Annotated in this window: 33 protein-coding genes; 22 read left to right on the plus strand and 11 right to left on the minus strand. The window is 36.6% G+C overall.

The genetic code is table 11. The features are described from left to right. Nucleotides 1-4 precede the first annotated feature (4 nt). The 7 genes from GFU89_RS13220 to GFU89_RS13250 all read left to right on the plus strand — a co-directional run bounded on the left by GFU89_RS13220 (nt 5) and on the right by GFU89_RS13250 (nt 4,146). Nucleotides 5-850 carry a caspase family protein gene (locus GFU89_RS13220; protein ID WP_318847568.1) on the plus strand — a complete coding sequence of 282 codons (846 nt, stop codon included), beginning with the start codon at nt 5-7 and terminating at the stop codon, nt 848-850. Nucleotides 851-924: 74 nt separating this feature from the next. Then, on the plus strand, nt 925-1,935 hold the full coding sequence (locus GFU89_RS13225; protein WP_318847569.1) for a trypsin-like serine peptidase: 1,011 nt from the start codon (nt 925-927) through the stop codon (nt 1,933-1,935). 147 nt (nt 1,936-2,082) lie between these two features. Further along, nucleotides 2,083-2,592 carry a hypothetical protein gene (locus GFU89_RS13230; protein WP_318847570.1) on the plus strand — a complete coding sequence of 170 codons (510 nt, stop codon included), beginning with the start codon at nt 2,083-2,085 and terminating at the stop codon, nt 2,590-2,592. Next, nucleotides 2,589-2,936 carry a tRNA-binding protein gene (locus tag GFU89_RS13235; RefSeq protein ID WP_318847571.1) on the plus strand — a complete coding sequence of 116 codons (348 nt, stop codon included), beginning with the start codon at nt 2,589-2,591 and terminating at the stop codon, nt 2,934-2,936. The genes GFU89_RS13230 and GFU89_RS13235 overlap by 4 nt, the downstream gene beginning before the upstream one ends. A 19-nt stretch (nt 2,937-2,955) precedes the next feature. Then, complete coding sequence (locus tag GFU89_RS13240) at nt 2,956-3,657, plus strand: 3'-5' exonuclease (RefSeq protein WP_318847572.1); 702 nt, start codon at nt 2,956-2,958, stop codon at nt 3,655-3,657. Nucleotides 3,658-3,660: 3 nt separating this feature from the next. Continuing rightward, nucleotides 3,661-3,987: an SUF system Fe-S cluster assembly protein gene (locus GFU89_RS13245; RefSeq protein ID WP_318847573.1), complete on the plus strand. Its 327-nt coding sequence runs from the start codon at nt 3,661-3,663 to the stop codon at nt 3,985-3,987. A 15-nt stretch (nt 3,988-4,002) separates the two neighbouring features. Beyond that, nucleotides 4,003-4,146, plus strand: coding sequence for a hypothetical protein (locus GFU89_RS13250; RefSeq protein ID WP_318847574.1), 144 nt, complete (start codon nt 4,003-4,005; stop codon nt 4,144-4,146). A 65-nt stretch (nt 4,147-4,211) separates the two neighbouring features. Here the strand turns inward: GFU89_RS13250 and GFU89_RS13255 are convergent, their stop codons facing one another. Genes GFU89_RS13255 through GFU89_RS13265 form a run of 3 tightly spaced genes read right to left on the minus strand, consistent with a single transcriptional unit; the run spans nt 4,212 to nt 6,931 of the window. After that, nucleotides 4,212-5,054 (minus strand): sulfurtransferase, encoded by an 843-nt coding sequence (locus GFU89_RS13255; protein WP_318847575.1) that lies wholly within the window; start codon nt 5,052-5,054, stop codon nt 4,212-4,214. 8 nt (nt 5,055-5,062) lie between these two features. Beyond that, the gene (locus tag GFU89_RS13260; RefSeq protein WP_318847576.1) at nt 5,063-6,079 is read right to left on the minus strand and encodes a tetratricopeptide repeat protein; all 1,017 of its coding nucleotides are present in this window, start codon (nt 6,077-6,079) and stop codon (nt 5,063-5,065) included. 3 nt (nt 6,080-6,082) lie between these two features. Then, nucleotides 6,083-6,931, minus strand: coding sequence for a hydroxymethylglutaryl-CoA lyase (locus GFU89_RS13265; RefSeq protein WP_318847577.1), 849 nt, complete (start codon nt 6,929-6,931; stop codon nt 6,083-6,085). A gap of 187 nt (nt 6,932-7,118) precedes the next feature. Here GFU89_RS13265 and pepT point away from each other — a divergent pair, with 187 nt between their 5' ends. The 7 genes from pepT to GFU89_RS13300 all read left to right on the plus strand — a co-directional run bounded on the left by pepT (nt 7,119) and on the right by GFU89_RS13300 (nt 13,441). Then, nucleotides 7,119-8,366 carry a peptidase T gene (gene pepT / locus GFU89_RS13270; protein WP_318847578.1) on the plus strand — a complete coding sequence of 416 codons (1,248 nt, stop codon included), beginning with the start codon at nt 7,119-7,121 and terminating at the stop codon, nt 8,364-8,366. Nucleotides 8,367-8,372: 6 nt separating this feature from the next. Further along, complete coding sequence (locus GFU89_RS13275) at nt 8,373-8,939, plus strand: hypothetical protein (protein ID WP_318847579.1); 567 nt, start codon at nt 8,373-8,375, stop codon at nt 8,937-8,939. Nucleotides 8,940-9,117: 178 nt separating this feature from the next. Next, the gene (locus GFU89_RS13280) at nt 9,118-10,425 is read left to right on the plus strand and encodes a hypothetical protein (RefSeq protein WP_318847580.1); all 1,308 of its coding nucleotides are present in this window, start codon (nt 9,118-9,120) and stop codon (nt 10,423-10,425) included. A 160-nt stretch (nt 10,426-10,585) separates the two neighbouring features. Beyond that, entirely contained in the window at nt 10,586-10,831 is a 246-nt protein-coding gene (locus tag GFU89_RS13285) for a hypothetical protein (protein WP_318847581.1), read from the plus strand. Nucleotides 10,832-10,982: 151 nt separating this feature from the next. Further along, entirely contained in the window at nt 10,983-11,576 is a 594-nt protein-coding gene (locus tag GFU89_RS13290) for a porin family protein (RefSeq protein WP_318847582.1), read from the plus strand. A gap of 79 nt (nt 11,577-11,655) precedes the next feature. Then, complete coding sequence (locus GFU89_RS13295) at nt 11,656-12,717, plus strand: sensor histidine kinase (protein WP_318847583.1); 1,062 nt, start codon at nt 11,656-11,658, stop codon at nt 12,715-12,717. Next, nucleotides 12,707-13,441, plus strand: a complete 735-nt coding sequence (locus GFU89_RS13300; RefSeq protein ID WP_318847584.1) for a LytTR family DNA-binding domain-containing protein — start codon at nt 12,707-12,709, stop codon at nt 13,439-13,441. The genes GFU89_RS13295 and GFU89_RS13300 overlap by 11 nt, the downstream gene beginning before the upstream one ends. Before the next feature lie 67 nt (nt 13,442-13,508). Here GFU89_RS13300 and GFU89_RS13305 read toward each other — a convergent pair whose 3' ends face one another. From GFU89_RS13305 to GFU89_RS13325, 5 genes are all read right to left on the minus strand, one after another. Further along, nucleotides 13,509-14,417, minus strand: a complete 909-nt coding sequence (locus GFU89_RS13305) for a DUF6268 family outer membrane beta-barrel protein (RefSeq protein ID WP_318847585.1) — start codon at nt 14,415-14,417, stop codon at nt 13,509-13,511. Nucleotides 14,418-14,547: 130 nt separating this feature from the next. Next, nucleotides 14,548-15,744, minus strand: a complete 1,197-nt coding sequence (locus tag GFU89_RS13310) for a multidrug effflux MFS transporter (RefSeq protein ID WP_318847586.1) — start codon at nt 15,742-15,744, stop codon at nt 14,548-14,550. A gap of 156 nt (nt 15,745-15,900) precedes the next feature. After that, nucleotides 15,901-16,719, minus strand: coding sequence for a helix-turn-helix domain-containing protein (locus GFU89_RS13315; RefSeq protein WP_318847587.1), 819 nt, complete (start codon nt 16,717-16,719; stop codon nt 15,901-15,903). A 97-nt stretch (nt 16,720-16,816) separates the two neighbouring features. Further along, nucleotides 16,817-17,869 carry a thiamine-phosphate kinase gene (gene thiL / locus GFU89_RS13320; RefSeq protein ID WP_318847588.1) on the minus strand — a complete coding sequence of 351 codons (1,053 nt, stop codon included), beginning with the start codon at nt 17,867-17,869 and terminating at the stop codon, nt 16,817-16,819. A 94-nt stretch (nt 17,870-17,963) separates the two neighbouring features. After that, on the minus strand, nt 17,964-18,458 hold the full coding sequence (locus tag GFU89_RS13325) for an acyl-CoA thioesterase (protein WP_047422103.1): 495 nt from the start codon (nt 18,456-18,458) through the stop codon (nt 17,964-17,966). Between the two features lie 103 nt (nt 18,459-18,561). Here GFU89_RS13325 and GFU89_RS13330 point away from each other — a divergent pair, with 103 nt between their 5' ends. The 4 genes from GFU89_RS13330 to GFU89_RS13345 are packed head-to-tail and all read left to right on the plus strand — an operon-like array spanning nt 18,562 to nt 21,768. After that, on the plus strand, nt 18,562-19,764 hold the full coding sequence (locus GFU89_RS13330; protein WP_318847589.1) for an NAD(P)/FAD-dependent oxidoreductase: 1,203 nt from the start codon (nt 18,562-18,564) through the stop codon (nt 19,762-19,764). A gap of 28 nt (nt 19,765-19,792) precedes the next feature. Next, nucleotides 19,793-20,206, plus strand: a complete 414-nt coding sequence (locus GFU89_RS13335; RefSeq protein WP_318847590.1) for a hypothetical protein — start codon at nt 19,793-19,795, stop codon at nt 20,204-20,206. A 6-nt stretch (nt 20,207-20,212) separates the two neighbouring features. Continuing rightward, nucleotides 20,213-20,851, plus strand: a complete 639-nt coding sequence (locus GFU89_RS13340) for a DUF2306 domain-containing protein (protein WP_318847591.1) — start codon at nt 20,213-20,215, stop codon at nt 20,849-20,851. Beyond that, entirely contained in the window at nt 20,848-21,768 is a 921-nt protein-coding gene (locus GFU89_RS13345) for a YARHG domain-containing protein (RefSeq protein WP_318847592.1), read from the plus strand. The genes GFU89_RS13340 and GFU89_RS13345 overlap by 4 nt, the downstream gene beginning before the upstream one ends. Nucleotides 21,769-21,792: 24 nt before the next feature. Here the strand turns inward: GFU89_RS13345 and GFU89_RS13350 are convergent, their stop codons facing one another. From GFU89_RS13350 to GFU89_RS13360, 3 genes are all read right to left on the minus strand, one after another. Further along, nucleotides 21,793-22,194 carry a DUF2809 domain-containing protein gene (locus GFU89_RS13350; protein WP_318847593.1) on the minus strand — a complete coding sequence of 134 codons (402 nt, stop codon included), beginning with the start codon at nt 22,192-22,194 and terminating at the stop codon, nt 21,793-21,795. Nucleotides 22,195-22,263: 69 nt separating this feature from the next. Next, on the minus strand, nt 22,264-22,917 hold the full coding sequence (locus tag GFU89_RS13355; protein WP_318847594.1) for a thioredoxin family protein: 654 nt from the start codon (nt 22,915-22,917) through the stop codon (nt 22,264-22,266). Nucleotides 22,918-22,927: 10 nt separating this feature from the next. Next, nucleotides 22,928-23,416 (minus strand): TlpA disulfide reductase family protein, encoded by a 489-nt coding sequence (locus GFU89_RS13360; RefSeq protein WP_318847595.1) that lies wholly within the window; start codon nt 23,414-23,416, stop codon nt 22,928-22,930. A 140-nt stretch (nt 23,417-23,556) separates the two neighbouring features. Between GFU89_RS13360 and GFU89_RS13365 the strand changes: the two genes are divergently transcribed. The 4 genes from GFU89_RS13365 to GFU89_RS13380 all read left to right on the plus strand — a co-directional run bounded on the left by GFU89_RS13365 (nt 23,557) and on the right by GFU89_RS13380 (nt 25,222). Next, nucleotides 23,557-24,387 (plus strand): hypothetical protein, encoded by an 831-nt coding sequence (locus tag GFU89_RS13365; RefSeq protein WP_318847596.1) that lies wholly within the window; start codon nt 23,557-23,559, stop codon nt 24,385-24,387. Between the two features lie 123 nt (nt 24,388-24,510). Continuing rightward, on the plus strand, nt 24,511-24,672 hold the full coding sequence (locus tag GFU89_RS13370; RefSeq protein WP_318847597.1) for a hypothetical protein: 162 nt from the start codon (nt 24,511-24,513) through the stop codon (nt 24,670-24,672). 42 nt (nt 24,673-24,714) lie between these two features. After that, nucleotides 24,715-24,870, plus strand: coding sequence for a hypothetical protein (locus GFU89_RS13375; protein ID WP_318847598.1), 156 nt, complete (start codon nt 24,715-24,717; stop codon nt 24,868-24,870). 184 nt (nt 24,871-25,054) lie between these two features. Continuing rightward, nucleotides 25,055-25,222, plus strand: a complete 168-nt coding sequence (locus GFU89_RS13380) for a hypothetical protein (protein WP_318847599.1) — start codon at nt 25,055-25,057, stop codon at nt 25,220-25,222. Nucleotides 25,223-25,251: the final 29 nt, after the last annotated feature.

Here is a 25,251-nt window from a genome sequence, read left to right on the forward strand (position 1 = left end):
TACAATGAAAAAAGCACTTATCGTAGGTATTAATGATTATGCACCCATCGGGTATGGAGGACCAGATCTTAATGGTTGTGTAAATGACGCAAGAGATATGGCAAACACATTGGTTATTTGTGGTTTTAGTCCGGCAAAGATTAAAATTCTAACCAATCAAAATGCAACAAGAGCGAATATATTGAACTATCTGAAGTCTCTGATCAGTACAAGTGTAAAAGGAGATTCCCTCGTTTTTTATTATTCGGGGCACGGAACCAGAGTGGCTAATATTGGATCTGATTTGGAACTGGATGGTCTGGATGAAGCTATTTGTCCGCACGATTACGCAAACGCTGGGGTCATTCGTGATGATGATTTTAAAACAGTTCTCAGCAAGCTTAAAGCGGGAGTCAATATGGAAGTTATCTTCGACTGCTGTTATTCCGGAACTGGAACCCGAAAAATGGATCTGGGACTGGAAGCAGATCTTCTCAACGAAACCGCCCGTTATATTCCACCCATGCTCGAAGATGAATTTTATCTGACCTATGCCAATGAAATGGAATCTTCTAAAAATGCTAAAAAATCAACGGTACTCACTAAAGCTCTTATCCCTGTTGCCGGAATGAATCATACTTTATGGGCAGCCGCAAAAGACAATCAGGTATCCATGGAAGGTAATATCAGTGGGCAGATACGAGGCTATTTCACTTATCATTTCTGCAAAATATTACGCGCTACCAACGGCAACATTGTTAGGAAAACGCTTGATAAACAGGTTGCTATTGCATTGGCAGCTATGGGAGCAGCTCAGATCAACCAGACTGAAAGCATCACCGCAGAATTTTCACAGAAAATATTCACTTAATCATATAATTATTACTGGCGGAATCCGAAAAGCCATTAAAAGAGTAGGAATATACCAGATTAAAAATAATAATCATGTCTAAAATTGAAAACAACAACCCAATGACAGCAGAAGAAGTTTTAAGACTTAGAACTGTTAAAGCAAAATCAACTGAAAAACCAGCAGCTATTGAAAAATTATTCAGCCAGGCTCCCGCCATGGAAACCATCAACGGAAGATCTTTTCCGAAAGGGATGAAAACAATAGGAATGCCTATGGATGAAAAAACAGCTGAAATCCGATCGCTGGAAACCGATCATTTCTATCCTAACCATGCTGATTTTGAATACAATCCAAAACTGGAACCAAAAAGAGACCGTAAACCAAAATTCATTGACAAAGATTCTTTCCTGACTCCGGAAAATGCAAGAACTATTTTTGGAGCAGATCAAAGAAAAGTATATAATTCTACCGCCTATCCATGGAGATGTGTTGGCAGAGTGGAAAGTTCTTTAGGTTCAGGAAGTGGTGTAATGATCGGACCAAGACACCTTCTTACCTGCTCCCATATTGTTGACTGGCAGCCTAATAATACAACAGGATGGCTGAAATTCACTCCAATGTATTATAATGGAAGCGCTCCTTACGGAACTGCCTGGGGTACATTAACGTATTACAAGTATAAAGTAGCAGGTCCTTCTATTGATTCAACAGAGATACAATACGATTATGTAGTGATTGTATTAGACAGGCCTATCGGAAACAGCACGGGCTGGTTAGGTTCAAAATCATATTCCGATTCATGGGATGGAGGTGCTTACTGGACGCACGCAGGATATCCGGGAGACCTTACAGGAACTCAAAGGCCAACTTACCAAACTGGTATCGCACTGGATGGAGATTTCTGGAGTGCTGATGACAACGAAAGCATGAGCCATAAAGCAGATATATGGCCTGGACAAAGCGGAGGTCCTTTTTGGGGATATTGGGACGGCTCTCCGTATGCTGTGGCTACTCAAAGCGCGCATAATCCAAGCGATAATTTTGCAAGTGGCGGCTCAGATTTAGTCAATCTGGTCATCAGAGCTAGAAATGAACATCCTTAATTTATTTTTTAGTTTAAATCTATAGCCTGCCTTTCGGGGCAGGCTTTTTAGTCTTTATCTTAAGACCATTCCAATTTTAAAGCATTTTTAACTAATCCGTCATAGTATTCTCAATATTTTAATACATTTGTTTAAAACATATTTCAGATGAATTTCGAGCAGATCAATTTACACCTTGAAGCCTATAAAGAACACGATCAGATTCTGGATGCAGCAAAATACCTGATTCATTCTTTTGATCTTGAGCATGAAAACTTTGCAGGATTTGGATTCAGGGAAGAACTTTCTTCTACCTCGATGCTTCTTACTGCAGAAGGTGAGCTGGGAGGGCCGCAAACAGTAATGATTCCGAGAAATTTATTTGATTTTGACCTTAACCTTGTCCTTAATATGGTGGCTCACGAAATGCTTCATGTAAGACAGAAAGCTCCAGGGCATGTCATTGAAGACAAAAATGAAAGAGAATTTCAGGCCTATTATGAGATGCTTTTTCACAAAGTATTTCCACAGATTCCGGAGGTTTCAGATTTTCATAAAAAATTCTTCGGCGGAAAAGCGTTGGAATATTACAAAAGAATGGGGGAAGGTTCAGAACTACAACAAAAATATGCAGAACAGAAAACAGAAGTAGAACATTTAATCAACGAATTACCATGACAGTAAAACCAGACATCACCTGGGCAGATTTTGAAAAAATAGATATCAGATGTGGAACAATCCTTTCAGTAAATGATTTTGAAAAGGCCAGAAATCCATCTTATCAATTGGAAATAGACTTTGGAGATTTAGGAATCAGAAAATCATCCGCACAGATTACTTCTCTTTATGAAAAAGAAGAACTTATCGGAAAACAGATTTTGGCAGTAGTGAATTTCCCTAAAAAGCAGATTGCCAACTTCTTCAGTGAGTGCCTGGTACTGGGATTATATGGCGAAGATCAAAAAGATGTTACTCTTTTAGCCCCTTCATTGCCTACAAAAAATGGAATGCAGGTAGGATAGACAGCAAATAAAAACACATATGATACAGAACATACCCTTAGAAAGAGTTTTATTCCTTGATATTGAGACCGTCCCGCAGTCGGGATCCTGGGATGACTTATCTGAAACAGAGCAATATCTGTGGGACAAGAAAACCCGGTTTCAGAGAAAAGAAGAGGTCTCGGCAGAAGAGTTTTATGAACGTGCCGGTATTATGGCCGAGTTTGGAAAAATCATCTGCATTACCATCGGGATGATTGAAAAGAATGAAACGCTGAAAATAAAAAGTTTTTCCGGGCATGATGAGAAAAAAATGCTTCAGGAATTTGGCGAAATCTTCAACAGCCCAAGACTTTACAATGTCATTCTCTGTGCTCATAACGGAAAGGAATTTGATTTCCCATGGATTGCCAGACGATACCTTATCAACGGTATACAGCCCCCGGCTCCGTTTCAGATGTTTGGAAAAAAACCTTGGGAAATTCCTCATATAGATACTATGGAACTGTGGAAGTTTGGAGATTATAAAAGTTTTGTATCATTAGAATTATTGGCTCATGTCTTTGGTATTCCTACTCCGAAAGATGATATTGACGGCTCAATGGTTTCATCAATTTACTACATAGAGAAAGACTTGCAGAGAATTGTAGACTATTGTGAAAAAGATGTCTTAACTTTGGCAAATATTTTCCGGCGCATGCGTCAGGAAGATTTGTTGAAAAGGAATATCAATCTAGATTAAAAAATGAAATTTACAGACGATCAAATTGCTGACATTGGTGAGGAAATCATTGGTGTACTGAAAACCGTATATGACCCCGAAATTCCGGTAGATATTTACGAATTAGGGCTTATTTACGATGTTCAGATCTCCGATGATGCTGATGTAAAAATTATAATGACCCTTACTACTCCCAACTGTCCTGTTGCAGAAACGCTTCCTCAGGAAGTAAAAGATAAAGTGGCTGAAGTAGAGCTTGTGAATAGTGTAGATTTAGAGCTTACTTTCGAACCGAGCTGGAATAAGGATATGATGAGTGAAGAGGCGAAGTTTGAGCTGGGAATGCTATAAAACATTCAGGATATAATGACAAAGAAAATTGCCGTAATAGCTCTTGCTTTCCTTGGAATATATATGCTTTATTTAGGAGCGCAGATGAAAGCACAGCCTCCTTTTATTACAGGGATAGGATTTATCATTATTTCACTGCTTCACTTAAATAAAAAGTAAGTACAACTGAACACAATACTGTACCATACAAGAAAAGGATGCCTGATAGACATCCTTTTTTTTATTTAATTTTCTTTTGCTATTTCTTTTCCTTCTCTCCTGCTCCACTCACTCCATGAACCTACATAGAGGGCCGGCATCGGGAATCCCGCATAATCCAGTGCTAAAATAGTATGACAAGCGGTAACACCTGATCCACAGTGAATAATCAGGCTTTCAGGTTTGTTTTCCAGTAATCGGGTATATTTTTCTTTTAGGATTTCAGGACTCAGAAAATTTCCATTTTCATCAAGATTTTCAGAAAAAGGAATATTAATTGCTCCCGGAATATGGCCTGCAACCAGATCAATAGGTTCAGATTCACCTTTATAGCGATAGGCATCTCTTACATCAATGACCGTAGAAGAATTGCTTATTAACTCATTTTCAACAATTTCCAAACCGGAAACAGGAAGAAGCCAATGATCCTTTTTTATTAAAGAAGCTTTGTCAAATATTTCTTCTCCTGAAGAAAATTCCAGCCCATTTTTTTCTGCAGCCTGCATTCCCCCATCCAGAACCTGTACCTTTTCAAACCCGAAAGATCTTAGCATCCACCAGGCTCTTGCCGCAGCATTAGAAGCATTTTTATCATCATACACTATGATGTGGGAATTATCATCGATTCCAAGACTGGAAAGTGTTTCAGCAAATTTTTCTACGGAAGGAAGCGGATGTCTTCCCCCAAAAGCAGCATCCTCTCCTATCTCAGCCAGATCTTTATCCAGATCAATGAACCTTGCTCCTTTAATATGTCTTTCAAGATAGTTCTGCTTTACTTCTTTTCCTGTTCTTGCATCAAGAATGACAAGATTTTCTGCTGGAATATTTTTGAGTTCGGAAATCGAAATTATTGAAGATATTTTCATTTTTATATTTATTGTGGTTTAAATGATCCTACAGCATCATATTTTTTATCTAAAATATTAATAATCTCTTTCCTCAGACTTTCCAAAGTAAAGCTGTCATCTTTGAATGCCACAGGATAAGTAATATGACCTCCTCCTTTGGTTTCTTCACAAATGACAAACTCAGCATCTTCTTTCTCAACCTGAACTGTCTTTTCAATTTTAAAACGCCTATCAACTTTTTCTCCTTTTTCGTCAATCAAATAAAGAATATAAAGACCGTCTAATGTATTTTTGGGCCTCTCAAAATATTTATGAACATTGATCCACTGATTCTTCCAGGCAAACTCATCAACATTAAGATTTTTAAACTTCATCTCATCTTCAGGAAGTTCTTTTTTTTCATAAAAAGACTTCATTATCGTAAAGTACTGATTAGCCTCAGTAAACTTATTTTGAGCATTAAGAGACTTGATAAGCTTTGTATAGAATTCGTATTCTTTAGGAAAATCCGAAAGCCCATCCTTATATATCTTTTCAGATTTTGCAAAGTTCTTTTCAGTATAGTAAAAATTTCCAGCAGCTATTACTATTTTAATATACCAATCATTTTTCTCTCTTGATGTATGCAAAGCCTCAGAGAATGTTTTCTCTTCGTTCACAAAGTCTTTCTGAGCGTAGTATATTAGTATTTTTTCATAATAGAACTCTGCTAGAGGAGCTCCTGCAATTGCTTTATCTATATTTTGAAGAGCTTCCTTATATTTTTTCAAATACTTTTCAGATAAGCCTTTCTGAAAGAAAACAATGGGATTATTAAACCCTTTTTCTAAAGCTTTATCATAATATTCAATTGCCTTACTATCATTTTCTTCTCTAAAAAATGCAAAACCTAGTTGATATAATTCTTCTCCATTAAAGCCAGAACTTCTATTCTCCAAAGCGATAATTTCTGAAAATTTCTCTTCTTTGAATAAACTCCCAACATTTTGTGAGAACATTAAAGCAGAACAACACATCAGAAAAGAGATGTAAAATACTTTCATATCTTAAAAATGAAAAATATCTTTCGCTTTATTGTAAGAGCTTTCAAAATTCAGAAGATTCAGTTTATGGCCTGCTTTTTCAACGCTCATAAAGTTGATAACCTGCTCTGTAGGCATATTTCCTACCAGGTCATCTTTAGCCATGGGACATCCTCCGATACCTTTGATCGCGCTGTCGAATCTTCTGCAGCCTTTATCATAAGCTGCTTTTAATTTTGAATAAGAATCTTCATAACGGTTATGAAAGTGCCCTCCAAAGTTGATTTCAGGATATTTTGAAGGTATTTTTTCAAACAAAAGAGCAATCGTTTCCGGAGTTGCTACCCCTGTGGTATCTGACAATAAAATGTCTTTCACTCCGATATCTGAAAATCGCTGTGCCCAATGATCTACATCTTCCCACTTCCACATTTCGCCATATGGATTTCCAAAAGCCATGGAGAAATAAATGTTAAGCTGTTTTCCCTCACTTTTTGTCAGTTCCAGCATTTTAATAATTTCATCAAAAGCTTCTTCCTGACTTTTATTGGTATTTCTGTGCTGAAAAGTTTCGGAAATAGAAAACGGAAAGCCCAGAATATCAACCGATTGGTGTTTCAGTGCTTTTTCAGCACCTCTGTAATTGCCGATAATCGCAGAAACTTTCGTTTTGGAACGAGATTTATCGATATTTTCGGCTACCTCATCAGAATCAGCCATCTGTGGAATTGCTTTCGGAGAAACAAAACTCAGACAATCCAATACATCAAAGCCAACATCCATCAAGGAGTTGATATAATCTATTTTTTTATCGGTAGGGATAAATTCTCCCCATCCCTGCATGGCATCTCTAGGACATTCGGTAAGAAACATTGTTACTTTTTGATTTTCTCAAATATAATAAAACTAAACTACTTGGTATACTGTACATACAAAGCTAACACTATTTTGATTTTCAAAGATTTATATCTGATTTATAATTTCAATAATTGATATTAAGTCGCAAATAACATATTCTGAGCATCAAATTTGCTAACTTTGTTAAAATTTATGATATCTGATGAGTACAATAGAATTCAACCCATTGTGGAAAGAAAAATTACTGAACCGTTTTCTTAGCTATGTAAAAATATATTCAACCAGCGATGCAGAGAGTGAAACAACACCTTCTACTCCCCGCCAGTGGGATATTGCCAATTACATCACTGAAGAGCTGAAAACGATCGGTCTGGAAAATGTTTCAATTGATGAGCATGGTTATATTATGGGATATGTTCCTTCTAACCTTGAAAATGATGACAGACCTACCATCGGATTTATTTCACACTATGATACTTCACCGGACTTTAGTGGAGAAAATGTAAAACCTCAGGTTTGGGAAAATTATGATGGAAATGATCTTCTTCTGAACCAGGCGACAGGATTCACACTGTCTCCTTCAAGATTTGAAAGTTTAAAAAAATATATCGGTAAAACGTTAATTACTACTGACGGAAATACGCTTCTTGGTGCTGATGATAAAGCGGGTTGTGCAGAGATTGTGACGGCTGCGGAATACCTTATCGCTCATCCAGAAATTAAGCATGGAAGAATTGCTATAGGATTTACTCCGGATGAAGAGATCGGAAGAGGAGCGCATAAATTTGATGTTGCAAAATTTGGTGCAGAGTGGGCTTATACAATGGACGGTGGAGAAGTTGGAGAATTGGAATATGAAAACTTCAACGCAGCAGGAGCTGTGGTAAAAATCCACGGATTGAGTGTTCACCCTGGTTATGCTTACGGAAAAATGATCAATGCAGCTCTTTTAGCTGCTGAATTTGCTCAAATGCTTCCAGCTAATGAAACGCCTTCAACAACAAAAGGTTTTGACGGATTCTATCATTTAATGGATATTACAGCAGATATTTCTGAGGCTAAACTTCAATACATTATCCGTGATCATGATGCAGATAAATTTGAAACCAGAAAGAAATTCATGGAAGGAAAAGTAGCTGAATTCAACCAAAAGCACGGCGAAGGAACTGCTGAAGTGGAGATCAAAGAGCAATACAGAAACATGAAGCAGCAGTTTGAAGGTAAAATGCACATTGTAGATCTTGCCGCAAAAGCAATGACTGAAGCAGGTATCGAGCCTAAGATCAAAGCGATCAGAGGAGGAACAGACGGTGCTCAGCTTTCTTATATGGGACTTCCATGTCCTAATATTTTCGCAGGAGGAATCAACTTCCACGGACCCTACGAATATGTAGCTTTGGAAAGTATGGAAAAAGCAACTGAAGTAATTATTAATATTGTAAAAGCTTAATAAATCATGAAAAAGGTCTTAGCATCAGCATTCATTTTCACTTTTATTTTCGGCAGTGCCCAGATTTCTGAATTTCAAAGGGCAGATTCCCGCTATGAAAGAAAGAAAACGGCTCTGTATAACAAATATCCTAAGCCTAATGATTTAAAGACGAAGAAAGAATGGCTTTTGACAGAAGAGAAAATAGCAGCTTACAAAGACGCTTTAGATAAAGCTTCTCTTGAGGATCAGAAAATGATCGCTGCAGATCCTCCTGTAAAAACAAAAGTCACTAAAGAAGCCGAGTATGATAAAGGCAAAACAGCCTTCCAAAAGGCCTTATATGAAGCTGTTGATCTTGGTTTTTTAAACTTTTCTCCGGATGCCTACAAAGCAACAATAACTTTTGTAGTTGACTCTAAAGGAAATGCTCTGGATCCTAATGTAAAAGGAAATAATGAAGATGTAAATGCATTTATTGAAGCGGCTTTTTACCGTATAAAAGATAAAGGCAAGTGGAAACCGGCTGAAGACAAAGGAAAATCAGTGTCATCAAACGTTTCTATTCCTTTAGTATTAACTTTTAAAAAATAATATAATGAACCCGTTCCAATGAGAGCGGGTTTTTCTTTTCCATATTTCGGGAATATCATCGTGAAGAAAATATAAATCTCATTGAAAATCATTATGTTATTGACACTAATTTAACATGATTCTTTTGTAAGCTTTAAATAATTCACCTAAATTAGAGAAAAACTTAAAATCACTGCTTATGAAAATGAAATCTAATTTCTTCAAAATCAACAGAAAGTTTTATTTTTCTCTTCTTTTTTCTATTTTCTGTTTGTTTCTTTTAACGTCTTGTTCTCAGGATGATCCGGCGGATGCTCCTGTTGAAAAACCTGCAGAGTTTGTTCAAATGAAAACTTTGGGAAATCTTACTTTACAGAAGAATGTTATTATTCTTAATGATGAATCTGTCAATGCAATTTCCGTTCATAATGACAGGGAAATTACATTTAGCCGTATGACCCCACAAACCGACAGTATTTCGGTAGGAACCGTAATTGTAGGCACTAAAATAGAAGGTGATCAGGTGAACACAATTCTTTCAAAAGTAAGCTTTGTCTCTAAAGCAAATAACCAGTTTACCGTACAAACCTCCAGTGCAAAGCTTGAAGAATTTATCTATAGCGGAACGTTAAGCGGAGTATATGATCCTTCAGATAAAGCACCGATTAGTATCAATGGAAAAATGGTGAATTATGTTCCCGTAGAAGGCTTGGTTTCTCAGGAAATCAATCGTAAAATACTTTCTATTGAAGCAAAGAATCTCCAAAATCAAAAGGTAATTGCGTTCAACCGTTTTAATTTTGATAAAACCTTTTCCTTTCCCTTATCTTCAGCAGGAACATCCAGCGTGAACGTAAAAGGCGGGTTTACCCCAAAAATTGATTACAACATCACCTTCTCATGGGGACATTTAGCTAATTATTATGTCAACCTCATTATGGATGACATCCAACTTCAAAGCACTGCGAGTATTGTAGGAAATCTAGGATATACAGCCAGTACTACAGACTACCTGAATATTCCTATTGTTCCTATTGTTTTGGGGCCTACAGGACTGATCTTAAGTCCTACTCTTTCTGCTGGTCCTTTCCTTGGAGTACAGGCTACAGGAAAAGTACAGGGACAACTGTTGGATCTTGAAGGAAATGCCAACTTTCTGATCAGCAAAAATCCGGCAATTAATATTAATCTTCAAAAGAAATCAGACCCTGCCATCACTGGTGCAGAAGGAAACTTATCTGCTGAAGCAGGCTTAGAAGCAAAAGGCGCTGTGGGACTGATGTTTATTTCTATTCCTATTGCCAATTCCGGATTAAGAGGAAGAGCTTCTGCCCTTTCGTCTTTAGGATTGACATTTGTTCCTGAAAGAAAAGGCGTGTTTTCTGTAAAGGGTAAAATCCAGGCTGATATGTTTTATGGTTTTGGAATAGCTCCTCTAAGATATGAAGGAACGATCCCTCTTTTCAAAAAAGAATATATGCTGTATCAAAAGGATTTTAGTTTCTAAAACATAATATTTACACATTAATACAAAACCACTTAAATAGTGGTTTTTTTACATGAAAAAACACCCAAACACATAATTAACATACAACTATTTAATACTTTTCATTATATTTACAAAGATGTACAATTTATAAACGATAACATTTAACACCAACTTAACTATGAAAAAAATCAAAAAACTTTTGAGAAAAGACTTATCTACAATTCTGGGCAGCGGAATAGACGGCTGTCATATGGGAGGCAACTCTTATAATTGTCAGGACGACTGCCAATGTGCCTGGGGATATGCATGCGAAATGTATGAAAACGAAAATCCCGGACAATGCATCGCCGTAGGAGGTGGTGGAAATCCAGGCGGAGGCGGCGGATGTAATCCTCCTTCTAGATGTGAAGAACAACCATTTTAATGATAGAAAATCGGAAGTAGAGATACTTCCGATTTTTATTTTCACCCGAAAACAGATCCTTGTCAAAGCATTTCTGCCATTCATCAAATAAAATTTCATTTCTGCCTTCATCATTGTTGTTTTGCATCAGATTTTTAACAACAATTAATTTATGAAGCAGCAATTTTTAGCGCTAAGTGCATTGTTATTATGCATTTTTTGCAGTATAGAAACCAAAGCACAGCAGACTCCCGCTTTTCACATTGGGGTCAAGGGAGGGGCAAACTTTACAAAAACCTCAACAGAGTCTTCTTTGGAAGGGAAATATGGATTCGGTTATCAGGCAGGAGTAATGACAAGAATGGACATCGGAAGGTTGTACGTACAGGGAGAAGCTCTGTTCAACAAAAGAAAGACATCATACCAGTCCCAAGACGGAAGCTCTTCAAAACTTTCATGGAACGCTATTGATATTCCTGTAATGATAGGATATAAATTCATTAAAACTGATGATTTTAATGTCAGAGCATTCGCAGGAGGTGTTTACAGCTATGCCTTTAATAATAATTTATCTTCCTCTACGGCTTTGCAGGAAGGTTTTAAAAAGTTTGATAAATCCAATATTGGAATTACAGGAGGTATTGGGGTAGATTATAAAAACTTCACAGTAGATCTTAGGTACGAAACAGGTCTTTCAGGCATCAGTAAAGAGTTTAAGTCCAAACCCCACAGTTTTTCCCTGGGAATAGGTTATTTCCTGTTCTAAAAAACTTAAATTATCTTTACCTATTAGAAACTGTTTTCCCTGCAGTTTCTAATTTTTTTATCAACTTATTTCAAGTTCCATGACAAAATCTTTTGCCTTTAAAGAATATCTATTTACTTTTAGTTTCTGGCTTGTTCTGGCTATTGTACTGTGGTGTAATTTTCAGACTACCACTGAGCAATATATTGCTATGATCCAAGCCGTTATTATTGCGGTTTCTTCATTTACATTCACTCATTTTTTAACCAATAAGCTTCTTCCGAAAGCCTTACGGGAAAAAAAGATGAAACAGTTTCTGATACAGGCTGTAATCGTTATTTTCATGTTGAGCCTTATCTTCGCTTTTATTTTCACTTATCTTGAAGTGGCTCCAAAAAATGAGCTTCCACCGAATTTCCCAGACCAGCTTCCTTTTTTATGGAAAGGCTTTTATATGTCCTTGCCCGCTTCATTTTTGATCAACGGAGCAGCATGTGGTATAAAATTTTATAAAGAACATGGAAGGATAGAGCGTGATCATATTCTTCTTCAGCAAGCCCATCTGGAAAACCAGCTTAAACTTTTGCAGGATCAGATCAATCCTCATGTGGTATTCAATATCCTGAACCATATTCATATTCTGATGAAAACAGACACACAGCTTGCTGATTTTTTACTGATGAAATTTTCGGATATTCTACGGTACCAGCTGTATCATTGTAATCAACCATTAGTTCCTTTGGATAAAGAGATTGAGTATCTTCAAAATCTTGTTGAGGTAGAAAAACTGAGATGGGGAAATGAACTGGATGTAAAAGCTTCCTGGGAAATTAATAACAGGAAAGCTTATATTGCTCCTCTGCTATTGGTTCCTTTTATCGAAAATGCCTTTAAATATGTCTGCAGGCTTCCCGGTCATAAAGGATATGTGAAAATCTCCTGCAAAGAAAAAGATAACAATCTTTATTTCTATGTTGAAAATTCCTATTCCGATATGGCTACCTACAAAAAGAAAGACGGAGCGGGCGGAATTGGCCTTCAGAATGTAAAAAAACGTTTAAAGTTGCAATATCCCGACTCTCATGATCTAAAAATTGAATCAGATCATCATATTTTCAAAATAACTTTAATTTTAACTTTATCTGACCATCATGAGCTCTAATATTCCTAAAATGAAATGCCTGATTATAGATGATGAACCTCTTGCAAGATTCCATCTTAAAGAACTGGCTGATCAAATTGATTTTTTATCGGTTGAAGGAACCTGTGCCACCGCACTGGAAGCAGACGCAAAAGTAAAGGAAAGCGAAATAGATCTTCTTTTCCTGGATATCAACATGCCTTATCTTACCGGTCTGGAATTTCTGGAACAGCTGGAAAATCCACCGTTATGTATTCTTACCACAGCCTATTCTGAATATGCTTTGGAGGGATTTCGTCTGCAGGTAGCGGATTATCTTTTAAAACCTATTGCTTTTAACCGTTTTTATCAGGCGGTAAATAAGGCACAGCAACAGTTTATCATCAGTGAAAAATTGAAAAAGAATACCTCTTTGGATGATCCGTTTCTGTATGTGAGGCAGTCTGACTCCTTTATTAAGGTTTCCTGGGTAGATATCCTGTATATTGAAAGTATGCAGAATTACACCAAGCTTCATTTTAAAGATAAGTCGCTGATTATTCATCAGACGATGAAAGCGATAGAGGAATCCCTTCCTTCAGATCATTTTTTCAGGATCCATAAATCTTTCCTCATCAATATTACCCATATTGATATGATTTCGGGAGGAAGGCTTTTCATTAATAAAATTGAGCTTCCCATTTCCCGTACCCGAAAAGAGGAATTGCTTAATCAGGTGGTATATAAGAAACTGATCAGTAAGTAAAGAAGAAATAACATATCAAAAAAAGGGAAGGTGTAAAATATTTTTACAAGCCTTCCCTTTCTTATTTTTATGGCAGATTCCAGCGCAATGATACTGCAGCATAGAATGTACTTGCAAATCTTGGATCTGCTACTTTTTTGTCTCTGAATATACTACTGATTTTCCTATCATTTTCGCTGAAACTTCTCAGTATTGCCGTTCCACCTGTTACACGTAACGTAAGTTTATCATTGATTTTCAATTCTGGTCTGAGCCCAGCAGTGATCTGCTGATAACCCAGCAGCATAGATTTTCCGCCTACATTTCTCTCTACCGTCATTCCATTGAGATCTACAACAGCTTTTAAAGTAAATTTTTCTGAAAACATATAACCGGCTTCCATACCTTGAGGGAAATTGATGTTGAATTTAATTTTTCCGTTGGTCTTCCAGTCAAAATAGATCCATGGTAAAATCATAGGAACTCCAAAAGCCGTAGTAAGCACCGGCCCTCCTCCTAATGAAAGATTAGGGTTAAAATGTCTGATAAACAAAATTCCTCCCTGCCCCAGTACATCATCAAAATTGACTCTTTCAAGGTCTGTATACACTCCCACAGATGCATTCATCATCATACTCCACTTTTTGCCCAAAGGTCTCATATGCTGTATTCCGACCTGCGCATTCAGCATCTCATTTGGAAATAATTGGGTTTCATAATTTTTGTGACTCATCTTTGCATAAGATCCGCTGAGCAGCATAGACCACGATCTTACCTTCCCATCGGAATCTTTTTTTACGGATAATGGAATACTCAGGTTAAGATCTATCCTTTTAAAATCACTTTTAGAATTCGTTTTTGTGCTGTCTTCTGGGCGGATATAGTTTGAGCCCGGAATATATTCTGTTTTCAGCTCTGCAGAAATCCCGGATTGTGCATTTACCCAGTATCCTAATGGCAATAAACAACATAAAACCGTCGAAAGGGTTCTTTTCATATTTTAAATTTTATGCAAAGAGAGCCCTTTGGTTATTTTTTACAAAAATTACTTGATTAAGTGTCCGGATTGTATGACAACAGGATCAAATAAGAGGATTAGTTTTCCAATATTCTGGAGAACAGGTTTCCTAAGCTGCTGCTTTTTGAGCCTTAAAAATTCGGTATCCGAACCAAACCGCGATTAATGCCATTGCAGAACGTGTTATTACCATCGGGAGGATAGAGTCTGCTTCCAAAAGTCCAATCAGTCCCGATATTAAGAAGGTAACCATCAACTGCATGAATCCAAGTAAAGCCGCTGCTGTTCCTCTTCCTTCTTTAAATGGAGACAGCGCATGAGCGGATGTAATAGGAAACAAAATACCAATAGCCAGTAATGACAGATAAAGCATTGCAATTTCCAGAGCTACAGAAACGTTTTCAGCAGCAATCAGAACATGAATTGAACATACCATCAGCAACACAATGGTTGCTGTAAATAAAAGGGTTGAATTGCTTATTCTTTTGATCAGTTTAGGAGTAATATAAGCAGCCATTATCAATCCCAGAGAGTTAAAAGCAAATATGAAACTGAACACAGTGCTAGAGAAACCATGGATTTCCATAAATAAGAATGGTGCATTTGAAATGTAAATAATAAGTGATGCAAAAGTAAGGCTCCCTACCATTGTACTGTTGATAAAATCTTTGTTGGAAAGGATCATTTTCAGCTGATCTTTTAATCCTTTTTCATCCATCAGTTCCTCGTCAGAAAGATTGATTCTGGCATTAGTTTCCGGCACATATTTATATACCATGAAAAATGTAATCAGTCCCATGATGCATAAAAAAGCAAAAGAACTGTTCCAGCCCCAGAATTTAAGAAACACACTTCCCAGTAACGGGGCTACAATCGGAGCAATACCACTGATCTGAGACTGCTGGGAAAAGATCGTTACCGATTTCTGTTTATCATAAAGATCAATAATGATCGCTCTACCAATAACAATCCCAGCACTTCCTCCGAACGCCTGCAGAAAACGCATCGCCCATAAAACATAAATATCTGAGGTAAAATAGATGCCCGTAGCTCCTATAATAAAAAGTAAAAGCCCGCAATACAGCATAGGTTTTCTTCCTTTTTTGTCTGATAAAGGTCCCCATAATAATTGCCCGAAAGCAAACCCGGCAAAGAACACCGAAATGGAGATCTGGATATGACCGATATCGGTATTAAAGATTTTAGCCATACTTGGGAAAGCGGGAAGATAAAGATCTATACTTAGCGACTCCAAGGTGTTGAGCAGTGCTAAAATAAACACTACAATATTCAAATTCTTCTTCATAAATAATATAAGCCTTCACAGGCGGTTTTTCAGCTGCAAAGTTGATGTAAAAAGCTTTATTTTTCAATAAAAGAACTGAAGGAAGGATAGCACAAAATGAAGATTTTATTTGTTAACTATAGCCATTGTGAATATTTTAAAGGAACATTCTGAGGATTAGCTTTTTCCAGGTCTAAACCCATCAGGATTCTGGTTTGTATGTTTTTTGAAAAAGCGAGAAAAGTAGGAAGCATCACTAAAACCCAATTTAAAAGCAATCTCTTTCACTGTTAAAGCCCCAAAACTAAGTTCTCTTTTCGCTTCCAGGATAAGACGCTGGGAAATCATTTTTTTTACTGTTGTACCTCTCAAAAGACGGACAATATCATTAAGATGATGGGTACTTATCTTTAATTGATCAGCGTAAAAACCTGTTTCTTTATGTACTATATAATGCCTCTCAATAAGTCCCACCAGTTCCTGAATGCGTTGACGGTCATTCAATAAAGGTTGCTGGCTGTGAATTTGCTCCCCAATGATGATACAAAAAGCTTTCAGGTATGCCTTTAAAAGTTCTGTTCTTGATGCAGCTTTATATTCCTGCTCAATGAGTGATATAATCGTACTGCAGGTTTTTTCATTTTTGGGATTTAAAAAAAAGGGAAGCTCTCCTCCTGTGAGTACCGATTCTATATCACAGGCTTCATTGAAAATTTCTCTGCTTATTGCCATTGCATATCCTTCCTCTCCTTCCAGTTTCATATTGAATGCCTGCCCTGGTGCAATGATACAGATTTGATTGCTCTCAAGTTTATAGCTTTCAAAATCCAGTTCTAAGCGGCTGTTTTCAAAAACTTCCTTGAACCAGATAATTTCAAAAAAATTATGCCGGTGAACATCATGAAAGTTCTCTGGGCCTGCTTCACTCAGCGTACTCATCTGAAATTCTTCAGAAGTGAGATGGTGAACCGGGATTTCTTTTTCTGGTGTAATCATTACTCTGTTGTAAACAATTAGCTATAAACAAAAACCACAGCAAAAAAAGTGCTGCGGTTTTCTTACAATATTTAAAATTAAATATAATTTTTCGGTTTTATTGGTTTAAAAAGGCATCCCAACCTTGAGCAGTCAGCGCTACCAGCTGGTTAGACCCCCTTGCTACCATAAAGTTTCCTTCTTCTTTTTCTACAGCATGTCCTATAATGGTAAAATCCGGGTGATTTTTAATTTTATCAAAATCATCTGGTGAAATCGTGAACAGAAGTTCATAATCTTCGCCTCCGCTTAAAGCAGTCATTACCGGATTTAAGTTCATTTCATCCGCGGTAGAGATGGTAAGATTATCCAATGGTACTTTTTCTTCATACAATCTGAATCCTACTTTTGACTGGTCTGAAAGGTGAAGAATTTCAGAAGCCAGCCCATCCGAAATATCGATCATAGAAGTTGGTTTTATATCCAGTTCTTCCAGAATCGTTTTAACGTCTGTTCTTGCTTCAGGTTTCAGTTGTCTTTCCAGGATATAGTCGTAGCCTTCCATTTCCGGCTGCATGTTTGGATCTGCAAGATATACAGCATGCTCTCTTTCAAGAATCTGTAATCCCATGTATGCTCCACCCAAATCTCCTGTTACCACAAGAAGATCATTAGGTTTTGCTCCGCTTCTTTTGACGATATTTTCATCATTTTCAATTCCTACAGCGGTAATGCTCATTACCAGCCCTGAATTGGAGCTTGTAGTATCTCCTCCTATCAGATCCACTTTGTATCTTCCGCAGGCAGCCTGAATTCCGGAATAGATTTCTTCTAAAGCTTCCACCGGAAAACGGTTGGAAACCGCAAGGGAAACCAATATCTGCGTAGGTGTTGCATTCATTGCTGCAATATCGCTAAGGTTTACCACCACCGCTTTATATCCTAAATGCTTCAAGGGTACATATCCCAGATTAAAGTGCACTCCTTCTGCCAGTACGTCTGTAGTAAGAACTACTTTTTTGTTATCAGGATTGATTACTGCTGCATCATCTCCTACTCCAAGTTCTGAAGATTCATTGGATAGCGGAAAATGTTCTGTCAAATGTTTAATAAGACCGAATTCTCCTAATTTTGAAATGGGCGTCAGCTCCTGTGATTTATCTTCAAACATAATTTCTGTTTATAAGTGATCATTAATAAATGATAATTGATGCATCAAGAATACAATATTTCATCGCTGTCATTGACCAATCATCATTCATCATTTATATATTAATTTCTGCCGGGTCGATATTGTGTGGGTGAAAAGGAAATTTTTTGAAATCTTCTTTCGATAATACAACCGTTTCCGGGCTTTTATACTTATTCATTGCTTCCACTACATCATCCGGCGGAGTGGTCATTTTTCTAAGCATCATATCAATCCATACTCCTGTAGCTTCTGCAGTGGCACAGTGCATTCCGTCCGGTGTATAGAATTTGTGTACGAAACGGTAGATAGAAGAATCTTCTGCACATCCGTCTATTTCCACACTTACAATGACTATCTGATCTGCGTAGATTTCTTTGAAGAAAGAATATCTTTCATGCAGGATTACAGGACCAATTCCCCATCTGCTTAGCTGGGTTACTCCCATTTTCTCTTTAGTCATAAAAGCCATTCTGGCTTGCGCACAATATTGTACATAGGATGAATTGGCTAAGTGCTTGTTGGCATCAAGATCGCTCCATCGCACTTCAAATTTATGGTAGAAAATCATTTTTGGTCTCGTTAAAATTATAATCTTCAAAAATACTCAAATAAGATGGTTTATAAAAATTGTACTTTTGAAAAAATAATCTTCCGCATAGGATTACATATACATGAAACAGATCATTATTATCGGAGGCGGTGCTGCAGGCTTTTTCTGTGCATCCAATCTTGACGAAAAGAAATATACAATTACGATTTTAGAACAGAACTCAGATGTCCTTCAGAAAGTTAAAATTTCCGGAGGCGGACGTTGTAATGTGACTCACGCATGCTTTGATCCCAGAGAGCTTGTTCAGTTTTATCCTCGTGGAAACAAGGAACTGCTAAGTGTTTTCAGCAAATTTCAACCTGGTGACACGATGGAATGGTTTGATCAGCGCAATGTTCCGCTGAAAATTGAAAATGACAACAGAACTTTTCCTGAAAGCAACTCTTCTCAGACTATCATCAATACTTTTCTGAATGAGACCCAAAAGAAAAATGTCTCCGTAAGAACAAAATGTACGGTAAAAGAGATTGAAAAGCAGGATGAAAAATATATCGTAAAAACCAATTCCGGGGATTTTGAGGCAGATTATATCGTGTATACAACGGGAAGCTCTCCAAAGTCTTTAAAAATGGTTGAAAATCTGGGACATAAGATTATAGACCTTGTCCCTTCCCTTTTTACTTTTAATATTAAGGATGAATTGCTGAAAGATCTTCCGGGAACAAGCTTTGAAAACGCAGGAATCTCTATTCCAAAGCTGAAAACCGAGGAGAGCGGACCGCTGCTTATTACCCACTGGGGACTTTCCGGACCTGCTGTTTTGAAAATTTCCGCATGGGAGGCTATAAGTCTGGCAAAACTGAAATATAACTTTGAAATTGAAGTTAATTTTATCTCCATAGAAATGGACGAAGCGGAGGAAACCTTCCATAATTTTAAACAAAGCAATCCTAAAAAGACTATCGGGCAGTCTAAGATTTTTGATATTACCAACAGGTTCTGGCAGAAGATTTTAGATATTTCAAAAGTTGACCTCAACAAACAGGTAGCTAATATTTCCGGAAAGGAAATGGAGAAAATTCTTGAAAATCTTTGCAAAAAGAAGTTTCAAGTGACCGGAAAATCAACTTTTAAAGATGAATTCGTGACAGCTGGAGGCGTTGATTTAAAGGAAATTAACTTCAAAAACATGTCTTCCAAACTGCTCCCTAATTTTTATATTGCCGGAGAGGTCTTAAATATAGATGCCGTAACCGGAGGTTTCAATTTCCAGGCTTGCTGGAGTGAAGGATGGCTGATTGCACAGGATCTCAATAACTTGTAAAAAGTATTAATTTTACTAAAAAAAACACATGAAAAAAATATTAGCATTCATTTTATGTCTCGGATTTGGGTTGGCTTTTGCTCAGACACAGGAAACCAAAATACAACCAGCCGAAGATCATCCCACAGAGCAGTATAGTCCTGAAGATACTAAACATGGTGGATATCCAGGAGGAATGGCAGCTCTTCAAAAAGATATTGCTGACAGAATACAAATAGACAAAATAACTCCGATAAAAGGCAGATTTTTTTCGAAAGTAAAATTTACAGTTAATGCCAAGGGCAAAATAGAAAATATATTGGTTACCGGAGATCTTCCTGATCTAAACAGGGAAATAGAAGAGATTATAAAGTCTTTGGAAACCAAATGGAAACCCGCCGAATCCAATGAAGTAATGGTACGCAGCTATTATACTTTTCCTGTTACCCTAGAATTTGAATAACGAAAAATGTTATCCGTTAAAAGAAACACACCTGCCTTCTTTAGAATCCTTCTCGTCATAGGATTTGGATACTTCTTTTGGCTGATGTTAAAAATTACCTTAGAGTATATTCCTTTTAATCCTGAAGCCAGTTTTCTGATGATTAAGCAGACGGAAGTGGTAGAAAGACCTGAATATCTCACATTTTTCTATACTCACGTTTATACGAGTATTTTTGTTCTTCTCTCAGGGTTTTTAGCTATACTGAGAAAAGATTTTGGATTAAAAAATTTCCACCAGAACATGGGGAAAGTGTACATTTTTCTCATACTGATTTTCGCCGCACCATCTGGAATTTATATGGGAATCTTTGCAAACGGAGGTCTTTTATCCAAAATATCGTTTGTCGTTTTAGGTTTTTTATGGTGGTTTTCAACGTTTAAGGCATATCAGCTGGCAAGACAAAAGAAGTTTAAAGAACACAAGCAATGGATGTGGCGCAGTTTTGCTTTTACATTATCTGCGATTACCCTGAGAATGTGGAAAGTTATTATTGTATATTTATTTCATCCCAATCCTATGGACGTGTATCAAATCATTGCATGGCTGGGCTGGATTCCCAACATCCTTATTATTGAATATTTAATCACAAAAAAACATATATGAAAATTGTAAATTACACATTAATCTCTTTACTGGCAGTTTCTTTGGCAAGCTGTAAAAAAGAGGGAAAGACCAATGAATCGGGGAAAGATTCTCTGACTGCAAAAAAGGATTCTGTAGTTGTTCCTGAGGTTCACAAAGAATATTACGGAATTTATACCGGTGAGTTTGCCGGAATGGAAAAAGTAGTTGACGAGACAGATGGCTCAGAATATGATGTTGATAATTATAAAAGAATTTCTTTAAAGATCAACAGAATCACCAAGGACAGTGTTTACGGACAAAGTATTGTGAATGGCAATCAACGTCCATTCAGAGGGCTTTTCAATGAGGCTTCAGCGTCTTTTGTGCTGGATGAACCGGGAAATGATAAAACAGACGGAAGGTTTGAAGTAAAACTGAAAGGAGACAGCTTAACCGGAAAATGGAATGCCTTTAACAAAACAGCAGTCAAAGCTCCTTCCAAAACACTCAAGCTTACTAAAAAAGAGTTTGTGTATAATCCCAACTTTATGCTGGATAAAGATTCTGACCTGGTAGACTGGTCCAATCCTAAAGAGTTCACAGAAAAGTACAAGGATGAAGAAACAGGCAAGACAGAAAGCTATAAAACGTCTAAAAACCGTATCGCTTCAGAAGCAATTTTCAAACTGAATGCCTCCAAGCAGAAACTGACGGAAAAGGATCTTAAAAATTTAAGAAAACTTGATCTTGAGATCATTAAAAATTCCGTATTTGCAAGACATGGCTACTCTTTCAAAAAAGAAACCTACAGAAATTTCTTTGAACAAACAGACTGGTACATCCCGGTTTCCAGCAATGTAGACAATGATCTTTCTCCTATGGAAAAGGAAAATGTAGCTTTACTGAACCGTTTTACCAAGTATGCAGAGGATAAGTACGATAGTTTTGGGAGATAGATAATAGGTGCTGGGTTGCAGGCGTTAGGGATTAGGATTTGAGGTTAAGTTTTCACTTTTTGTCATCCTTACGAAAAGGTAGAGCAGCAGACAGCCTACAGCATAGCACAGGTTATCAATCCATGAAAAAGAATTTCCGATAACAATATACATCAGGCTTCCAGGACGGAAGCCTAATTTTTCCGCAATATGGAAATACTGTGCAAATTCTATCAGGAAAGAAAAAATAAGAATCCCCAGAATCAGTTTCTCATTATTTACTTTTACAAAAGTCTTTACGAAAGTGTAAAGAAGCATCACCACAATAACATCCCCAAGATAAGCTCTTACGAAGAAAACATGACTCAGTTTGGTGGCTATCAATACTTCTACAAGAAAAATAAATAGGGTCAGGAGAAGATATTTCAGGCTGAATTGTAATTTCATTTCAAAAGGGATTAGGCATAAAAAATCGGTATTCAAGGAACACCGATCTATTTTATATAAGCAAATATATTATTTCTTTACTTTAATTGTACATCCTATGGCTACCGTTTTTGTCATTTTCACCGATTCACCTTTTATCAGAGCATTTACAGCATCCTGAGCATAATATTCGGAGACATCATTCGGGTTATCATAATTATTGTCAATAGCACCGATATATTTCACGATATTCTTCCCGTTTTCTTTCTTAAGAACAAAAACATGAGGTGTCTTTGTTGCTCCATACTGTGGATAAATTTTCTGCCCTTCATCTACAAGATACGGAAAAGTAAACCCCTTTTGCTTTGCTCTTTCGATCATCTGCTGGTAACCGTCTTCCGGCTGTACATTAGGATCATTAGGATTGATTGCGATAACCGGATATCCCTGAGCTTTGTATTTTTTATCCAGCTCAATAATCCTGTCTTCATATTTCTTGGCATATGGACAGTGATTGCATGTAAATACCACAATGAATCCTTTTGCACTCTTAAAATCGCTTAAAGAAACCATTTTGCCGTCAATATTTTTAAGCTTAAAATCAGCAGCTTCATCCCCTACTTCATAGCCTTTAGAAGCAATATTTTCTTTCTGACTTTTGTTTTTATCATGATCTTTCGTTGTAAAACTCAGTAATCCCAGTCCAACGATGAATGCGGTCATTAAAATTTTCAGGTTTTTCATAATCGATTATTTATTGTAGATTTTCTTTAATTGTTTTTTCAAGGTCTGCTTTACTCATTTCACCATCATTGAAGTGAAATTTCACCCCGTTTTTATAGAATAGCGTTACCGGAATATTCCCATCCCAGTCTTTTTCAAACTTTGGGATCCAGGTATTCATTCTCTTGATATCATCCAGTAAGAGAACCTCAGCGGTAAGGTTTTTATTTTTAATGAATTTCAATACTCTTTCTTTATCTGCCAGCCTGTCCAGTGAAACTAAAATCATTTTAAATTTCTGATTATCCGTAAACTCAGCATTTACTTCCATAAAATGAGGAAGCTCTTTTACGCATGGCCCACAGGTTGTTGACCAAAAGTTTACGACTAGCAATTTATCTTGCTCCTGCTGAATCCGCTTTTCCAGATCTTCATATTTTATCACAGAAACTTCGGTCTGCTGGGCTTTACAAACCGTACAAAATATAAATACTGTTAATATCTTTATTAAATTCTTCATATTTAAAACCATAAAACCCTACAATTCAAAAATATATAAAAAATGACTTTTCCTTATTTCATAAATTATCTACAAATGAACAACTTATTTTTATCACCAATACATTTTTTTAATACTTTTACAGCCTTAAACTTAAAACCATGAAAAAAACTTATTTGCTTCTGCCAATTTTCTTTTTGGCATCATGCTCTAGCAGCAACAATGATGATGATTCATCTAACAACAACGGGAACAACAATGATAACAATCCGGTTTTAGTAACGAAAATGACGATGGACGGAGATGTCTTAACGTTTACCTATAACGGATCAAAAATTTCTCAAATCAAAAATCTTACCGAAGGAAGTGTAACTACATTTATTTATTCTGGTGATCTTATCACACAATCTGTAGTTAATGGCTCAAATACCTCTCTTACGACTAAATTTGCCTACGACGGAAATGGCAGATTATCAAAAAAGACAATTAACGGAATTGATTTCGGCGGACAGTGGAGCTCAGAATCCAACTATACTTATCAAGCCAATAATAATGTAAAAATACTTTATACTGCATCTACTTCAGCATCAACAAGAAATGAAACAAGAAATGCTGTACTGAATGCTGATGGCTCTATGAGCAGCTGGACCGGTACTCTTTCAAGAACTCAAAATAATACTACTGAAACAGCAACTTCTACCTTAAAAACAGTAGTATATGATACAAAAAATGCTCCTTTAAAAAATATAACCGGATACCTAAAGATTGTTGATAATGAAGATGAAAGCGGATCTGCTCACAATACATTAAGCTACAATCACATCGTCAGTTATAATAATGGAACCGGAACTGAATGGACAATATTCAAATCTAATTTTGAATACAATGCCAGCGGCTATCCTACAAAAGAAATCCGAAGCTATTATGATAAAACAGGAAATACACCTACAGGTTCCACTGATGTTAATTTATACGAATACAATCATTTATAAAACACTGAGCGCTTAAAGCGCTCTTTTTTATTTTTCATGCACAGATATGTTAATTTTCTCACAACCAGTAGAATTATATGAATGATTTTGTATATTTGAGTAGAATCAAAAACTAAATTTACCATGAAAAAACAAAACATTCAAAAGAGAAAGCTTTACAAAAGCGAACTAAAAGAAATTAATGGTGGAGCACTTCCTCCAAGATGTCTTCGAGGGTTCTGTACACATCCTGATTCAGGAGAAATGGTTCCGGGTCTTGTAGGAAAAGACGGATTCTGTTGCTAATCAAAAAATTTCAAGAAAAATCAAATCAAAACTAAAATTATCATGAGAAAATCAAACATTCAAAAAAGAAAATTGACAAAAAGTGAATTGAAAGATATTAAAGGAAGCGGAAGATTATGCTTTGATGGATTCTGCCGCATGGGAGAATTTGAAGATTGGCAGCTTGGTGCTGGTGACAAAAATGGATTTTGCTGCTAATATCAGCAAACTTATCAGATAAATTAAAAAGGATTGAGGCAACCCCTCAATCTTTTTTATGGAATACAGCCTCTTCAGGAATGATAAGGCAATTATCAAAAAAAATAACTTAACAATTTGAATAACAATATTTTGAATCAATAAAAATATTATGTAAATTCGCTTTTACCAAATTCAAATTACTATGAAAAATTCAAAAAATCAAAAAAGAAAGCTTAACAAAAGTGAGCTAAAAGAGATCAGCGGCGGAGCCAACAGACCTATCTGCCCAAGAGTAATAAGCTGTACAGATCCGCACACAGGAGAAGAACGCTCCGGAGTTCCTGGCATGCAGGATGGATTTTGCTGTTAATCTTACAGAATATTGTTAAATAAAAAATG

It is taken from the genome of Chryseobacterium sp. JV558 (assembly GCF_033712365.1).
GTDB lineage: Bacteria > Bacteroidota > Bacteroidia > Flavobacteriales > Weeksellaceae > Chryseobacterium.

What these genes read in the sequence shown, in the direction of transcription:
- GFU89_RS13220 (WP_318847568.1), top strand. Translation starts at nt 5, where the DNA reads ATGAAAAAAGCACTTATCGTAGGTATTAATGATTATGCACCCATCGGG.
- GFU89_RS13225 (WP_318847569.1), top strand. Translation starts at nt 925, where the DNA reads ATGTCTAAAATTGAAAACAACAACCCAATGACAGCAGAAGAAGTTTTA.
- GFU89_RS13230 (WP_318847570.1), top strand. Translation starts at nt 2,083, where the DNA reads ATGAATTTCGAGCAGATCAATTTACACCTTGAAGCCTATAAAGAACAC.
- GFU89_RS13235 (WP_318847571.1), top strand. Translation starts at nt 2,589, where the DNA reads ATGACAGTAAAACCAGACATCACCTGGGCAGATTTTGAAAAAATAGAT.
- GFU89_RS13240 (WP_318847572.1), top strand. Translation starts at nt 2,956, where the DNA reads ATGATACAGAACATACCCTTAGAAAGAGTTTTATTCCTTGATATTGAG.
- GFU89_RS13245 (WP_318847573.1), top strand. Translation starts at nt 3,661, where the DNA reads ATGAAATTTACAGACGATCAAATTGCTGACATTGGTGAGGAAATCATT.
- GFU89_RS13250 (WP_318847574.1), top strand. Translation starts at nt 4,003, where the DNA reads ATGACAAAGAAAATTGCCGTAATAGCTCTTGCTTTCCTTGGAATATAT.
- GFU89_RS13255 (WP_318847575.1), bottom strand. Translation starts at nt 5,054, where the DNA reads ATGAAAATATCTTCAATAATTTCGATTTCCGAACTCAAAAATATTCCA.
- GFU89_RS13260 (WP_318847576.1), bottom strand. Translation starts at nt 6,079, where the DNA reads ATGAAAGTATTTTACATCTCTTTTCTGATGTGTTGTTCTGCTTTAATG.
- GFU89_RS13265 (WP_318847577.1), bottom strand. Translation starts at nt 6,931, where the DNA reads ATGTTTCTTACCGAATGTCCTAGAGATGCCATGCAGGGATGGGGAGAA.
- pepT (WP_318847578.1), top strand. Translation starts at nt 7,119, where the DNA reads ATGAGTACAATAGAATTCAACCCATTGTGGAAAGAAAAATTACTGAAC.
- GFU89_RS13275 (WP_318847579.1), top strand. Translation starts at nt 8,373, where the DNA reads ATGAAAAAGGTCTTAGCATCAGCATTCATTTTCACTTTTATTTTCGGC.
- GFU89_RS13280 (WP_318847580.1), top strand. Translation starts at nt 9,118, where the DNA reads ATGAAAATGAAATCTAATTTCTTCAAAATCAACAGAAAGTTTTATTTT.
- GFU89_RS13285 (WP_318847581.1), top strand. Translation starts at nt 10,586, where the DNA reads ATGAAAAAAATCAAAAAACTTTTGAGAAAAGACTTATCTACAATTCTG.
- GFU89_RS13290 (WP_318847582.1), top strand. Translation starts at nt 10,983, where the DNA reads ATGAAGCAGCAATTTTTAGCGCTAAGTGCATTGTTATTATGCATTTTT.
- GFU89_RS13295 (WP_318847583.1), top strand. Translation starts at nt 11,656, where the DNA reads ATGACAAAATCTTTTGCCTTTAAAGAATATCTATTTACTTTTAGTTTC.
- GFU89_RS13300 (WP_318847584.1), top strand. Translation starts at nt 12,707, where the DNA reads ATGAGCTCTAATATTCCTAAAATGAAATGCCTGATTATAGATGATGAA.
- GFU89_RS13305 (WP_318847585.1), bottom strand. Translation starts at nt 14,417, where the DNA reads ATGAAAAGAACCCTTTCGACGGTTTTATGTTGTTTATTGCCATTAGGA.
- GFU89_RS13310 (WP_318847586.1), bottom strand. Translation starts at nt 15,744, where the DNA reads ATGAAGAAGAATTTGAATATTGTAGTGTTTATTTTAGCACTGCTCAAC.
- GFU89_RS13315 (WP_318847587.1), bottom strand. Translation starts at nt 16,719, where the DNA reads ATGATTACACCAGAAAAAGAAATCCCGGTTCACCATCTCACTTCTGAA.
- thiL (WP_318847588.1), bottom strand. Translation starts at nt 17,869, where the DNA reads ATGTTTGAAGATAAATCACAGGAGCTGACGCCCATTTCAAAATTAGGA.
- GFU89_RS13325 (WP_047422103.1), bottom strand. Translation starts at nt 18,458, where the DNA reads ATGATTTTCTACCATAAATTTGAAGTGCGATGGAGCGATCTTGATGCC.
- GFU89_RS13330 (WP_318847589.1), top strand. Translation starts at nt 18,562, where the DNA reads ATGAAACAGATCATTATTATCGGAGGCGGTGCTGCAGGCTTTTTCTGT.
- GFU89_RS13335 (WP_318847590.1), top strand. Translation starts at nt 19,793, where the DNA reads ATGAAAAAAATATTAGCATTCATTTTATGTCTCGGATTTGGGTTGGCT.
- GFU89_RS13340 (WP_318847591.1), top strand. Translation starts at nt 20,213, where the DNA reads ATGTTATCCGTTAAAAGAAACACACCTGCCTTCTTTAGAATCCTTCTC.
- GFU89_RS13345 (WP_318847592.1), top strand. Translation starts at nt 20,848, where the DNA reads ATGAAAATTGTAAATTACACATTAATCTCTTTACTGGCAGTTTCTTTG.
- GFU89_RS13350 (WP_318847593.1), bottom strand. Translation starts at nt 22,194, where the DNA reads ATGAAATTACAATTCAGCCTGAAATATCTTCTCCTGACCCTATTTATT.
- GFU89_RS13355 (WP_318847594.1), bottom strand. Translation starts at nt 22,917, where the DNA reads ATGAAAAACCTGAAAATTTTAATGACCGCATTCATCGTTGGACTGGGA.
- GFU89_RS13360 (WP_318847595.1), bottom strand. Translation starts at nt 23,416, where the DNA reads ATGAAGAATTTAATAAAGATATTAACAGTATTTATATTTTGTACGGTT.
- GFU89_RS13365 (WP_318847596.1), top strand. Translation starts at nt 23,557, where the DNA reads ATGAAAAAAACTTATTTGCTTCTGCCAATTTTCTTTTTGGCATCATGC.
- GFU89_RS13370 (WP_318847597.1), top strand. Translation starts at nt 24,511, where the DNA reads ATGAAAAAACAAAACATTCAAAAGAGAAAGCTTTACAAAAGCGAACTA.
- GFU89_RS13375 (WP_318847598.1), top strand. Translation starts at nt 24,715, where the DNA reads ATGAGAAAATCAAACATTCAAAAAAGAAAATTGACAAAAAGTGAATTG.
- GFU89_RS13380 (WP_318847599.1), top strand. Translation starts at nt 25,055, where the DNA reads ATGAAAAATTCAAAAAATCAAAAAAGAAAGCTTAACAAAAGTGAGCTA.